We start from the raw sequence: 13,249 nt of genomic DNA on the forward strand, positions 1-13,249 counted from the left end.
AAATATATATTCAGAATGAATTATTTATTCTTCTGAGCGATAGCTGCCTGAGCTGCTGCCAGACGAGCAACCGGTACACGGAATGGTGAGCAGGATACATAGTCAAGACCGATCTTGTTGCAGAACTCTACAGAAGATGGATCTCCACCGTGCTCTCCACAGATTCCGATGTGAAGGTTCGGGTTAACTGGCTTACCAAGTTTGATAGCCATATCCATAAGCTTACCAACGCCAACCTGATCCAGTTTTGCAAATGGATCGTTCTCGAAGATCTTAGCGTCATAGTATGCGTTAAGGAATTTACCAGCGTCATCACGGGAGAAGCCGTATGTCATCTGAGTTAAGTCGTTGGTACCGAAGCAGAAGAAGTCAGCCTCAGAAGCGATCTGGTCAGCTGTAAGAGCTGCACGTGGGATCTCGATCATTGTACCTACTTCATATTTCAGATCTACGCCTGCTGCTGCGATCTCAGCGTCAGCTGTCTCAACAACAAACTTCTTAACATATTTAAGCTCTTTGATATCACCTACTAACGGGATCATGATCTCTGGGCAGATGTTCCAGTCAGCGTGAGCTTTCTTTACATTGATAGCTGCACGAATAACTGCTGTTGTCTGCATCTTAGCGATCTCTGGGTAAGTAACTGCCAGACGGCATCCACGATGTCCCATCATTGGGTTGAACTCATGAAGAGAATTGATGATAGTCTTGATCTCTTCTACAGTCTTGCCCTGAGCGTCAGCAAGCTTCTTGATGTCTTCCTCTTCTGAAGGAACGAACTCATGAAGCGGCGGATCCAGGAAACGGATTGTTACAGGGTTGCCCTCGAGAGCCTCGAACAGACCTTCGAAGTCTTCCTGCTGATATGGAAGAACCTTAGCAAGTGCTGCTTCTCTCTCCTCAACTGTTGTGGAGCAGATCATCTCACGGAATGCATCGATACGTCCCTCACCGAAGAACATATGCTCTGTACGGCAAAGACCGATACCTTCAGCACCAAGCTCAACTGCTTTCTTAGCGTCAGCAGGAGTATCAGCGTTTGTACGAACCTTCATTGTTCTGTACTTGTCAGCCCATGCCATGATACGTCCGAACTCACCAGCGATTGTAGCGTCTACTGTCGGGATGATTCCGTCGTAGATGTTACCTGTTGTACCATCGATAGAAAGGAAATCTCCCTCGTGGAACTCTTTGCCAGCAAGTGTAAATTTCTTATTAGCTTCGTCCATAGCGATATCACCGCATCCGGATACACAGCACTCACCCATACCACGGGCAACTACTGCTGCATGAGATGTCATACCACCACGAACTGTCAGGATACCTTCAGCAGATTTCATACCTGTGATATCCTCTGGGGATGTCTCAAGACGAACGAGGATAACCTTCTCGCCTCTCTCAGCCCACTCTACAGCGTCATCAGCTGTGAATACGATCTTACCACAAGCAGCTCCTGGAGAAGCTCCAAGACCTTTACCCATTGGTGTAGCAGCTTTCAGAGCCTTAGCGTCGAACTGCGGATGAAGAAGAGTATCAAGGTTACGAGGATCGATCATAGCTACTGCTTCTTCCTCTGTTCTCATTCCCTCATCAACAAGGTCACAAGCGATCTTCAGAGCAGCCTGAGCGGTTCTCTTACCGTTACGTGTCTGCAGCATGTATAACTGGCCATGCTCAACAGTGAACTCCATATCCTGCATATCTCTGTAGTGTGTCTCCAGAGTATGGCAAACTTCTGTAAATTTCTTGAATGCTTCCGGGAACTTCTGCTCCATCTCAGCGATGTGCATAGGTGTACGAACACCAGCAACAACGTCCTCACCCTGTGCATTGGTAAGGAACTCACCGAACAGACCTTTGTTTCCTGTAGCTGGGTCTCTTGTAAATGCAACACCAGTACCACAGTCATCACCCATGTTACCGAATGCCATCATCTGTACGTTAACAGCTGTACCCCAGGAATATGGGATATCGTTGTCACGACGATATACGTTGGCACGTGGGTTGTCCCAGGAACGGAATACGGCTTTGATTGCACCAACTAACTGCTCTTTCGGGTCAGCCGGGAAATCGGAACCGATTTTTTCTTTATATTCAGCCTTGAACTGCATAGCAAGTTCTTTAAGGTCGTCAGCTGTAAGCTCAACGTCAAGTTTAACGCCTCTTTCAGCTTTCATTTTGTCGATAAGCTCTTCGAAATATTTCTTACCAACTTCCATAACTACGTCAGAGTACATCTGGATAAATCTTCTGTAGCAGTCCCAAGCCCAACGTGGGTTGCCGGATTTCTCAGATAATACAGCTACAACGTCTTCATTTAAACCAAGGTTCAGGATAGTATCCATCATACCTGGCATAGAAGCTCTTGCGCCTGAACGAACGGAAACAAGCAGAGGATTCTCGATGTCACCGAATTTCTTTCCGGTAACTCCTTCCATCTTGGTGATTGCTTCCATGATCTGACCCATGATCTCGTCGTTGATCTGTCTTCCATCCTCATAGTACTGAGTACAAGCTTCAGTAGTGATTGTAAATCCCTGAGGTACAGGAAGTCCAAGGTTTGTCATCTCAGCAAGGTTAGCACCTTTACCACCCAGAAGGTTTCTCATATCAGCGTTACCTTCTGTAAACATGTAAACCCATTTTGCCATTTTACATTTTCCTCCTAAAAATTTGTTCATTGGTAACTGTTCAGTACCTTCACAGTTACTTTCATAAACATAAACTATGTTTTATACGCACATAGTTATTTTATAGGCTTATTCGTCATTCGTCAAGGTAATTCTGGCAAAAAACAGTCAAATTTTTATCATTTTCTCAATTTTTCTTTTTTCTTCCAGTATTCAGCACCAGATGACGGGGAACACCATTTACCATGATTGGCTGATAATCGCCCTGGATCAGTGGTTTAATATAGTCGATAAAGTCTTTGGTCACATTATTTGCATCCTTGTTCATCCAGTTTCTCGGAACCAGCTTCTCTTCATTGGCGATTCGGTGTACATCGTAAATTCCGGTAGCTGCCATATATGGATCGTCAGATACACGGTCGATGACTACCATCTTGCCGGTGTCTCCTTCATCTGCTGCCTTTACGGCTGCACCGCCAACCATCATAGCCTCATCAATATCCACGCGGGATGCCATATGGGAAGCGCTTCTCTGAAGAGTGGAAAGCTCTACGGCACGGGTCTTACAGCCGCACTCTGCTGCCAGGAAATTCGCCAGATAGGTGGCAGTTCCCTGCAGCTGCTTGTGTCCAAATGCGTCCACATAATCTCCTACGCTTCCAAGCTCGCAGACATATCGTCCGTCAGCCAGCTTGATTCCTTCTGATACAGCAATGACAACGGAGGATTTCTTTTTCAGAAGGTCTTTCACTTTTGCGAGGAATTTCTCAATGTCAAAGGGAACCTCCGGAAGGTAAATAAGATCTGGTCCTTCGCAGTCTTCTGATTTGGAAAGTGCAGTGGCGCCTGTAAGCCAGCCTGCATTTCTTCCCATGATCTCCATAATGGTGATCATATTTTTCTTATAGGTGAGGCCTTCTGCGTCACGGATCACTTCCTTGGTGGAAGCTGCAATATACTTGGCTGCGCTTCCGAAACCTGGGGTATGATCGGTAAGCGCAAGGTCATTGTCAATGGTCTTCGGAACACCAAGGAATTTCTGGGTCTGTCCGGTAATGATGGCATAATCAGACAGCTTCTTGATGGTATCCATGGAATCATTTCCGCCGATGTAGATAAATGCATAGATTTCCAGTTTATTCAGAATATCGAAGATTTTCTCATAGATAGCTCTGTCTTCGTGGATTTCCGGAAGCTTATAACGGCAGGAACCAAGAAATGCGGACGGAGTCCTTTTCAGAAGCTCAATGTCAAGCTCGGAATGAATCTGGGTAGAAAGGTCGATATACTGCTCGTCAAGCAGACCCTGGATTCCGTGAAGCATTCCATATACCTTGTCAAAGCCACGCTCTACTGCATTCTTGTATACGCCTGCAAGACTGGAATTAATTACAGATGTTGGGCCGCCGGACTGTCCTACAATAATATTTCTTTTCTTTGCCATGGTGGTATTCCTCCTCTATTTCGAATGGATGTGGGTGTCGAAAATTCCTATGCCATTCACCCTATAATTGTATAGTTTACCAAAGGCGTATAATAAAGTCAATGTGATATTGTACGTTTTGCATATTTAATTATGTTTTTATGTCATTTTTATATGAATTATTTATATTTCGGACAAATAATACAATTTTTTGATAGTGAAATTCACAGATATAGTGATATAATGGAGAAAACGCGCTCTGTGGAGTGCAGCAGACAGAATTCGCGCTCCACATACAACATCACACATGGAGGTTTTACATCATGAAAAGAGTTTTGGAAAATGACTTTCTGAAAGTGACCATTGACGACCATGGGGCTGAGCTGGTCAGCATTTATGACAAAGAGAAAGACCGAGAGGTGATCTGGCAGGGAGATCCCAGGTTCTGGGGACGTCACGCGCCGGTTCTTTTTCCAAATGTAGGAAAGCATTATGGAAATCATTACCGGATCGGTGATAAGGAATATGCTTCCAAGCAGCATGGCTTTGCCCGTGACACAGATTTCACATGTATTGATTCCACACTGGATTCCGTAACCCACCAGATTCGTTCTACAGAAGAGACCAAAGAGGTTTATCCTTTTGATTTTGTGCTCCGCATCCGTCATATTCTGAAGGGACGCACCCTTACAGTCAGCTGGAAGGTAGCTAATAATAGTGATGGGGATATGTATTTCGCCATCGGCGGACATCCGGCATTTCGTGTACCTGTTCTGCCGGATACCAAGAGAAGTGATTACCGTCTTACCTTCGACGGACAGGAAAGCCTTACATACCTTCTTCTTGACCCAGAGAGCGGCACGGCCAAGGCTGAAGAAAAGGCCACTCTGAAGCTGGAAAATGGCACCTGCCAGATTGAGGATCACATGTTTGACCACGACGCACTGGTATTTGACAATCAGATCACAAGGGCTGGCATCCAGCTGCCAGACGGCACTCCTTATCTGGAGCTGCGCTGTGTAGGATTCCCCAATTTCGGAATCTGGTCTGCTTCCCAGGATGCCCCATTTGTCTGCCTGGAGCCATGGATGGGACGCTGCGATGACTACGGATTCACCGGAGATCTGTCGGAAAAGCCATTTATCAATCATCTGAAAATGGATGAGATGTTTGAGACGGCATATACTATTGAGATATTCTAAAGCCTTTTTCAAACATGATCTAAGCAGAGCAAAAAAATATCGGTACACCTTCCGCTCTTCTGGAAGTGTACCGATATTTTATTCACTCAATTTTCAGGCTCAGAAGACATCCTCAGTTTTTTCCCAGATCGTGTCTGAAAAAGGCTTTCTGCAAAATGTGCGTCACAATTTGCGGGAATGATTTTTCAAACAGGCTCTAGCATTAACGTAAACTGCCACCATCACCACAGTGACAGCAAATACAAACATCATCCCATACTGCTGGTATCCCATTGCAAGCAGGCTCCTTCTGCCTTTAAAGCATCTGGACAAGGCCTGCAGAACCGCGTAGTGAAGAACATAGATAAGCATGGAATAGTCTTTTCCCACTTTTGCCAATGCTCTGGTAAGCGAGTTCTCCACATAAAAATTCTGCCAGCCAATAAAAAGAAGAAAGATGCAGATTGCCAGAAAAATGGTTCCGGCGTACTCTTCCTGAGTTCCCAGGGCATTTCGCTTTTCCAGCCACTTCTGCTCCATAACAGCCATATTCCAGAAAACAGGAAGTCCACACAGCAAAAATCCCATTTTCTTCCTGTCCAGAAAGCCAAGAAGATCCTCCTTTCTGGATCCAAACCAGCAGCCCAGCCAGAAAAAGGGAAGTCCGCAGTACAGAAAGTTCCTTGCATAATAAATGTGACAGTCTTCTTTTCCCACAAAAAACAAAGAATAGCTTCCCTTTATGAGACTTCCCGCCAACAGCACCGGAATCGCCAGATAAGCCAGCTTTCTCAGTCCCAGATGTTCTACAATAAAAGCAATTACAAGCACATAGAGAAGTGCCTGCAGATACCACAGGTGCGGCGAAAGCGGGGAAAAATTCCACAAAATAAAATCCTCCGGAACTCTTTCCTCAAACCTTGCAAGCAATGCTTCTTTTATATTTTCTCTTTTCTCAACTGCCAGAAGGATTTCCCATAGCAGGTAAAACAGATTTGCGCCAATGGTAATGGTGAAGATTTTGCCAAACTGCTTCAGTTCCCGTTTCTTCGCCACTGTTTCCGGGTAAAAGAATCCGGTGATCATAAAAAACACAGGCACTGCAAAGCGGCACAGGATCAGAAATTCACCTCCCCCCTGTATTTCCAGAGGCTTGTGGATCTCAACCACTGCAATAGCAGCCAGGCATTTCAAAATATCAATACACGTCCAACGTCTTTTTTTCATTTCCTCGTAACTCCAATAACTGCTGTTCCGGGCAAATACGGACAGCAAAAGGACCAACCATCTGATTTCAGAAAGTCAGCCCTTTTATTACTTTATATACATTCTAAACGGTTCCCACATGCTGCTGCGGCATTTTTCAGATTCCTGTTATATGAGGATTCTGAACTGCCTGTCACATAAAATCAGAATGTAAATTTATCTGCGAAGTAAGCATCCAGTTCATCAATCTTAATACGAACCTGCTCCATGGAATCACGGTCACGGACAGTTACCATTCCGTCAGTTTCTGAATCGAAATCGTAGGTTACGCAGAACGGAGTACCGATTTCGTCCTGTCTTCTGTAACGTTTACCGATATTTCCACGATCATCAAATTCGCAGTTGTATTTCTTGGATAACTGAGCGTAGATTTTCTCAGCGCCCTCGTTCAGCTTCTTGGAAAGCGGAAGCACACCGATCTTAACCGGTGCAAGTGCCGGATGGAAGTGAAGAACTGTACGAACGTCGTTCTTCTCAGCATCCAGAACCTCCTCATCATATGCACTGCAAAGGAATGCAAGAACCACACGGTCAGCACCAAGTGACGGCTCGATTACATATGGGATATATTTCTGCTTCTTCTCATCATCGAAGTAAGTAAGATCCTGTCCGGATACATTCTGGTGCTGGGTAAGGTCGTAGTCTGTTCTGTCTGCGATTCCCCAAAGCTCGCCCCATCCAAATGGGAAAAGGAACTCAACGTCTGTAGTAGCCTTGCTGTAGAAGCTCAGCTCTTCCTTGTCATGGTCACGGTAACGTACTTCCTCATCCTTCAGTCCAAGAGAATGCAGCCAGTTCAGGCAGAAGCTCTTCCAGTATGCAAACCACTCAAGGTCTGTATCCGGCTCGCAGAAGAACTCAAGCTCCATCTGCTCGAACTCACGGGTACGGAATGTGAAGTTACCAGGTGTGATCTCGTTACGGAAGGATTTACCGATCTGACCGATACCAAATGGAATCTTCTTACGGGATGTTCTCTGTACGTTCTTGAAGTTTACGAAAATACCCTGTGCTGTCTCAGGTCTTAAATATACAGTATTCTTAGCATCCTCAGTTACGCCCTGGAAGGTCTTGAACATCAGGTTGAACTGACGGATGTCTGTGAAATTGTGTTTGCCGCAGGAAGGACATGGAACATTATGCTCTTCGATGAAATTCTTCATCTCTTCCTGAGACCATCCGTCTACAGAGCTCTCAAGCTCAATGCCGTGCTCCTGGCTGTAGTCCTCGATGATCTTGTCTGCGCGGAAACGCTCATGGCACTCTTTACAATCCATAAGCGGATCAGAGAAGCTTCCCAGATGTCCGGATGCGATCCAGGTCTGCGGGTTCATCAGGATGGCACAGTCAACACCTACGTTGTACGGAGACTCCTGAATGAATTTCTGCCACCATGCGCGCTTTACGTTATTCTTAAGCTCTACGCCAAGGTTGCCGTAATCCCATGTATTCGCAAGACCTCCATAGATCTCAGAACCCGGGTAAACAAATCCTCTTGCTTTTGCCAGAGCAATAATCTTGTCCATTGTTTTTTCCATGATATCTCTCCTCATTGTTTGATAGATGATTTTCTAACATTATACTCGCAACTTTTCTTTTTGTAAAGTTTTACCGCGTACTCAATTCCGTACATTCTGCCGCAAAAACACAATTTCCGCACTTTTAAGCAGCAAATCATGTGCTGCTATCGAAGTATAGAGCAAAGCACGTTAATCAACTTTCCTGTTATGTGCAACATCCAATTCACTTACATCATAACTTCTAATATCTGCAAACTCTTAAATTTCTTATCCGTATTCCCTGCCACATAAGGCTGAATATGCCGTTCCAGCTCCCACAGCACCTCTTCGGTCACTGTAAAGCTATACAGCTTCGTCATGGGCGAGCTTACAATGTACTGCATGGTATAAAGTGCTGCCTGGGAAATCCGGCGGGCGGTTCTGGCTTCTCCGGGGCTTGCTTTCTTCAGGCAGTCCCCATCCAGGATCCCATGTGCCTCCTGGGAAAAGAACAGATTCTCTTTTCCGGCGATCTCCTCCCCACAGTTCACACACCGGAAAAGCTCCGGCATCAGCCCCTGCTCCGTCATAGTTCGCAGTTCAAAAATGCACCTTACCAGCCGGTCATCGATTTCCGGATTCAGGAGAGCCTTCACAGTGAGATAAAGAAGATTCATCATATTCTTCTCATCTGTGCCCTCTCTTCCGAAATAATCTGCCAGCTCCAGAAAGTAATAGCCATAATAAACTCCCGGCTGTCTGGCGGCCAGCTCCACAAAATGATGGGTCACGGTCACCTGGTTCAGATTGTAGCTGCTGCGCCCTTCATACAGGGTAAAATTCCCGAACACAAAAGGATTGGCAGCAGCCATAAACGGACTGTTCTGCCGTCTGGCGCCCTTGGCGAAAGCGGAAATCTTCCCCCTCTCCCTGGTAAGAAGCACGATTCGCTTGTCATACTCTCCCACAGGCTGCGCAGAAAGTACAATTCCCTGTACCGTGATCAGATCACTCATTTTCAGATTTCCTTCTTATCATATCCAAAGTTTTTGATCATAAAATCACTGTCACGCCAGTCTTTTTTCACCTTTACCCAAAGCTTTAGGTTTACCTTGGAGTCCAGCATACGTTCCAGCTCAAATCTGGCGTTGCTGCCGATCTTCTTCAGCATGGCGCCGCCTTTTCCAATGATAATGCCCTTGTGGGAATCCCTCTCGCAAATAATGGTCGCCTCAATATCTACCATAGGATTTTTGCCAGGACGCTCCTTCATTTTGTCAATTGCCACTGCGATTCCATGTGGGATTTCCGCATCCAGTGCGTGAAGCGCCTTCTCACGGATCACCTCTGCCACGATCTGGCGCTGAGGCTGGTCCGTTACAGTATCCTCATCATAGAACATGGGTCCATAAGGAAGATATTTCAAAATACTGTCAATAATATCCTCTGTATTCTGTCCGCGGAGTGCAGAGCAAGGGATAATCTCGGCAAAATCACAGATCTTGCGGTACGTATCGATTGCCGGAAGGATTTCCTCTTTTTTCACTGTATCGATCTTATTAATGATCAAAATGACCGGCACGCCAACGCCCTGGAGCTGCTCTGCAATGTGGCGCTCACCGGCTCCGATAAAGGTAGACGGCTCAACCAGCCACATAATTGCGTCCACCTCTTTCAGGGTACGCTCTGCAACGGCTACCATATACTCTCCAAGCTTATTCTTCGCCTTATGGATACCAGGCGTATCCAGGAAAACGATCTGTCCCTTCTCACAGGTATAGACCGTCTGGATGCGGTTTCTGGTGGTCTGGGGCTTCTTGGATGTGATCGCGATCTTCTGGCCGATCAGATGGTTCATCAGGGTAGATTTCCCAACATTCGGACGGCCAATAATTGCAACAAATCCGGATTTAAAATCTGGTGTCATTAAAATATTTCCTCTTCTTTCTTAATCAGTTCTATATTATCAGCAGCTTACCAGCGGCTTTGTCTCCATAAATACATCCTTCGCCTTCTCGATAGCACTCTCACTTCCAACTACACAAAGCTGGTCATCAGAAAGAACTGCCTGGATCAGCGGAGCAAGTGCATGAATATCCTCAACAGTAGCATTCAGGATCTGGTCACGCTCCTTCTGCAGCATTTCCACAGTGAGACCGCGGAAATAAGCCATTCTGCCAAGTGCCCCCTGTGTCTGTGGTGTTCTTGGAACATCCTTTCCACTGATGGTTCCGATAATATATTTCGTCATCTCACGCTCATCCGCTGCGAAGGTGCGCACATATTCCGGCACGCCCTCATATACCTCAAGGGTGCGGCGAAGATGGGGATCTCTGTAGGATACAAAGAAGCTCTCTCCACTTCTCTTAAATCCGCTCATACAGCCATATGCGCCGCCCTTTACGCGAAGATTGATCCACAGATAATCATAGCTTAAAGCCACCTTAAGGATTTCCAGCGCTCCTGTATATGTGAATCCCTTTTTCACAAAGTTGCCTGTTCTTGCCACATACTGAACCTGTCCTGAGGTCTTGAATCCCTCGTTCTTTTTCTCGCAGGTAATGGCAACCTCCGGAACCTGACAGCTGCTCTCCTTCAGGCTCTTCTTCAGAGAGCCACTTAAAGCCTTCAGCTGTTCCACAGACTCTCTCTCACCTGTGTAGCTTACCATAAAAGAATCCCGGCGAATGATTTCCGCCATAGCATTCTCAAGTCCTGCCACGATTTCGGCTTTTTTGTCCTGGAAATTCTTCTCCAGATCCTCTATAAATTTATAATAGCCAACACCAGCCATCTCATCCTGGAATCTCGCCATCGAAGAACCATAGGAAGCGCCGCGAAGCACTGCTGTCTGATGTCCTGAGCCTATCAGGGAAGCCTGTCCCCTGGACTTGATCTCTGCAATAATTTCATAGAGACGCTTGGTATCTGTGATCTTAGAAGTATTCAGAATCTCTTCCATCATCTGGAAAAGGAAATCCATCTGAGGATAAAGTGCCTTTCCGCGAATGGTAAACATAGTACGGAATGCTTCCGGATCATCTGCCTTATCAAAAACATCCACACCACACTGAATACCGCCTGTTCTGGCATTAGTCTCGTTAAACAGCTGACCGTATGTGTAATTCTCTGTATCCACATAACCAAGAACAGATTTCAAAAGTCCCAGATAATGAACTTTCTCTACAGCCATATCCCTGATTTCAAACATAACGTTCACATAACCGATTCCGTTGGTGCACACATCCTGATACAGGAACAGACTGTTATCTACCTGAAGCTCTTCATTGGAAAAACCGTTAACCTCTTTACGGATATCAGAGCGTTTCAGCATAGGAATACACTGAAGATCCTCCGGTCTCTCCTCTGATTCCTGGTAAGCCTCAAGAGCTTTGGTCTTCTCGACCATTTCCTCCAACTGCCCATCGGAAAGACTGCTTCTGTAAGCCTCCAGCTTGTCCGCCAGTTCCTTCTCGCGCTGAGCGGCAAGACCTCGCTTCGGCACAAGTGTAAGGATCAGACCATGTGTATTATCAAGAAGCCATTTCTGGATCAGTTTCTCGAAATAGCCCTCATTTACAGCCTCCTTTAATCTGTCATAAATAGACAAAAGCTGTACCTGGGAAAAAGCATTCTCATCATCATAGAGCCAGCTTCCCATAATATCCAGTCCATACATCAGCCCCTTGGGGAACTGTCCGAAATCGGCCTCCCGATAGCGGAACTCCATATAATTAATACCCGCAAGAATAGCCTTTTTGTCAATTCCATTTCGCACAATATCCTGAAGGCAATTACGGATAACAGAAACAAATTTCTCCTTCTGGGATGTCTTCGCACCTTTTGCCACAATAGAGAAGAATGGCTGCAGAACACCGTCACTATAATCGCCATAAATATCCTTACCGATGCCAGCATCCAGAAGAGCCTGCTTCAGTGGTGCTCCAGGTGCGCTGAGAAGAGCATAATCCAGCACATCAAAAGCCACGCCAAGGGTACTGTCCATGGCATTTCCCACAACCATATTATAAGAAAGATACGTATTATCTTCTTCCTCCTCACTTTCAGAAACCGGATACTCGATCTGCAGCTCCTTCACCTGGGAAAAGGCAGCCTGCTCTTTAATCGCAGAATCCACATCCAGCGCATCAAAGGCAGACAGATATTTCTCATCAATAAAACGAAGCTTCTCCTCCATATCCATATTTCCATAGAGGTAAATATAGCTGTTAGAAGGATGATAATAGGTGCGGTGGAAATCCAGGAACTCCTCATAAGAAAGCTCTGGAATATTCTCAGGATTACCGCCGGATTCCACGCCATAGGTATTATCCGGGAAAAGATTATTCATGATCTCTCTGTCCAGCACCTCGTCAGGAGAAGAAAATGCCCCCTTCATCTCATTATATACAACACCATTGTATGTGAGTGGTCCTTCCTTCTGCTCCAGATGGTAGTTCCATCCTTCCTGACGGAAGATCTCCTCCTTCTGATAAATGTTCGGGTAAAAAACCGCATCCAGATAAACGTGCATCAGATTCTGGAAATCCTGGTCATTACAGCTGGCTACCGGATAACAGGTCTTATCCGGGTAGGTCATGGCATTCAGGAAGGTATTCAGTGAGCCTTTTACCAGCTCTACGAAAGGATCCTTCAGCGGAAATTCACGGGATCCGCACAAAACGCTGTGTTCCAGAATGTGGGGAACACCGGTACTGTTCTTCGGTGTAGTACGAAAGGCAATGGAAAATACCTTATTCTCATCATCATTCTCAACCAGGACCAGTCTGGCTCCTGTTTTTTTGTGGCGGAGCAGATAGCCGACAGAATGGATATCGGTCAGATTCTCTTGCTTCACAATCTCATATGCAGGAATATTTTCTTTCTTCATCTTTTCCTCCAAATAGTGCCCAATCAGTTTGTTTAAACAGCCGATATTGGGATGTATTTAATTCATTTCTTCGATTATGCCGAATTACACTGCACTTAAAAGCTTTATACAATGCAGCTGATAATTCTGGAGCATCTTCATCAGTTACAATAGGCGGTCTCTTAGAACGTGTTTGAAAAACCATTCCCGCAATCTGCACGCCCCACTTTGCGGGAGATTTCACCCGAATTCGGTTGCCGTAGCCCGCTACTGCGCCCTCATCCGAGCGAAATCTCCCACAAACTGTGACGCACATCTTGCAGAAAGCCTTTTTCAAACACGCTCTAGCCTCTTCAACTTCTTGCATTAGTATAACACAC

General features: G+C 45.7%; 9 protein-coding genes and 1 pseudogene. 2 read left to right on the forward strand and 8 right to left on the reverse strand.

The genetic code is table 11. The annotated features are described in order from the left end of the window. Positions 1–20: 20 nt before the first annotated feature. Together ppdK and I4V84_RS08600 are read right to left on the reverse strand one after the other, a co-directional pair. The gene (ppdK, locus tag I4V84_RS08595) at positions 21–2,651 is read right to left on the reverse strand and encodes a pyruvate, phosphate dikinase (RefSeq protein WP_118578636.1); all 2,631 of its coding nucleotides are present in this window, start codon (positions 2,649–2,651) and stop codon (positions 21–23) included. 166 nt (positions 2,652–2,817) lie between these two features. Next, on the reverse strand, positions 2,818–4,074 hold the full coding sequence (locus I4V84_RS08600; RefSeq protein ID WP_148462325.1) for a 6-phosphofructokinase: 1,257 nt from the start codon (positions 4,072–4,074) through the stop codon (positions 2,818–2,820). Between the two features lie 302 nt (positions 4,075–4,376). On the opposite strand from I4V84_RS08600, the gene I4V84_RS08605 reads away from it, so the two are divergent. Beyond that, complete coding sequence (locus I4V84_RS08605; protein ID WP_195991624.1) at positions 4,377–5,255, forward strand: aldose 1-epimerase family protein; 879 nt, start codon at positions 4,377–4,379, stop codon at positions 5,253–5,255. Positions 5,256–5,417: 162 nt separating this feature from the next. On the opposite strand, the gene I4V84_RS08610 is transcribed toward I4V84_RS08605, so the two are convergent. The 6 genes and pseudogenes from I4V84_RS08610 to I4V84_RS08635 form a co-directional block, all read right to left on the reverse strand. Further along, on the reverse strand, positions 5,418–6,461 hold the full coding sequence (locus I4V84_RS08610) for an acyltransferase (RefSeq protein WP_195991626.1): 1,044 nt from the start codon (positions 6,459–6,461) through the stop codon (positions 5,418–5,420). 182 nt (positions 6,462–6,643) lie between these two features. Beyond that, on the reverse strand, positions 6,644–8,038 hold the full coding sequence (locus I4V84_RS08615; RefSeq protein WP_118578644.1) for a glycine--tRNA ligase: 1,395 nt from the start codon (positions 8,036–8,038) through the stop codon (positions 6,644–6,646). 209 nt (positions 8,039–8,247) lie between these two features. After that, a complete protein-coding gene (gene recO / locus I4V84_RS08620; RefSeq protein ID WP_173769366.1) occupies positions 8,248–9,015 on the reverse strand; it encodes a DNA repair protein RecO in 768 nt (255 codons plus the stop codon). 2 nt (positions 9,016–9,017) lie between these two features. Beyond that, positions 9,018–9,926 (reverse strand): GTPase Era, encoded by a 909-nt coding sequence (gene era, locus I4V84_RS08625; RefSeq protein WP_118578648.1) that lies wholly within the window; start codon positions 9,924–9,926, stop codon positions 9,018–9,020. Between the two features lie 39 nt (positions 9,927–9,965). Then, positions 9,966–12,890 (reverse strand): insulinase family protein, encoded by a 2,925-nt coding sequence (locus I4V84_RS08630; protein ID WP_195991628.1) that lies wholly within the window; start codon positions 12,888–12,890, stop codon positions 9,966–9,968. Continuing rightward, positions 12,862–13,146, reverse strand: a pseudogene (locus I4V84_RS08635) (DUF6783 domain-containing protein); the annotation flags it as partial. The gene I4V84_RS08630 and the pseudogene I4V84_RS08635, both read right to left, overlap by 29 nt. On the opposite strand from I4V84_RS08635, the gene I4V84_RS20475 reads away from it, so the two are divergent. Next, a complete protein-coding gene (locus tag I4V84_RS20475) occupies positions 13,063–13,239 on the forward strand; it encodes a DUF6783 domain-containing protein (protein WP_319017294.1) in 177 nt (58 codons plus the stop codon). The pseudogene I4V84_RS08635 and the gene I4V84_RS20475 overlap by 84 nt on opposite strands. Positions 13,240–13,249 lie beyond the last annotated feature (10 nt).

Source organism: Ruminococcus sp. 1001713B170207_170306_F1 (genome assembly GCF_015668065.1).
GTDB lineage: Bacteria > Bacillota > Clostridia > Lachnospirales > Lachnospiraceae > Blautia_A > Blautia_A faecis.

Bases quoted from the DNA above. Each gene is read 5' to 3' on its own strand.
- ppdK (WP_118578636.1), bottom strand. From the start codon at position 2,651: ATGGCAAAATGGGTTTACATGTTTACAGAAGGTAACGCTGATATGAGA.
- I4V84_RS08600 (WP_148462325.1), bottom strand. From the start codon at position 4,074: ATGGCAAAGAAAAGAAATATTATTGTAGGACAGTCCGGCGGCCCAACA.
- I4V84_RS08605 (WP_195991624.1), top strand. From the start codon at position 4,377: ATGAAAAGAGTTTTGGAAAATGACTTTCTGAAAGTGACCATTGACGAC.
- I4V84_RS08610 (WP_195991626.1), bottom strand. From the start codon at position 6,461: ATGAAAAAAAGACGTTGGACGTGTATTGATATTTTGAAATGCCTGGCT.
- I4V84_RS08615 (WP_118578644.1), bottom strand. From the start codon at position 8,038: ATGGAAAAAACAATGGACAAGATTATTGCTCTGGCAAAAGCAAGAGGA.
- recO (WP_173769366.1), bottom strand. From the start codon at position 9,015: ATGAGTGATCTGATCACGGTACAGGGAATTGTACTTTCTGCGCAGCCT.
- era (WP_118578648.1), bottom strand. From the start codon at position 9,926: ATGACACCAGATTTTAAATCCGGATTTGTTGCAATTATTGGCCGTCCG.
- I4V84_RS08630 (WP_195991628.1), bottom strand. From the start codon at position 12,890: ATGAAGAAAGAAAATATTCCTGCATATGAGATTGTGAAGCAAGAGAAT.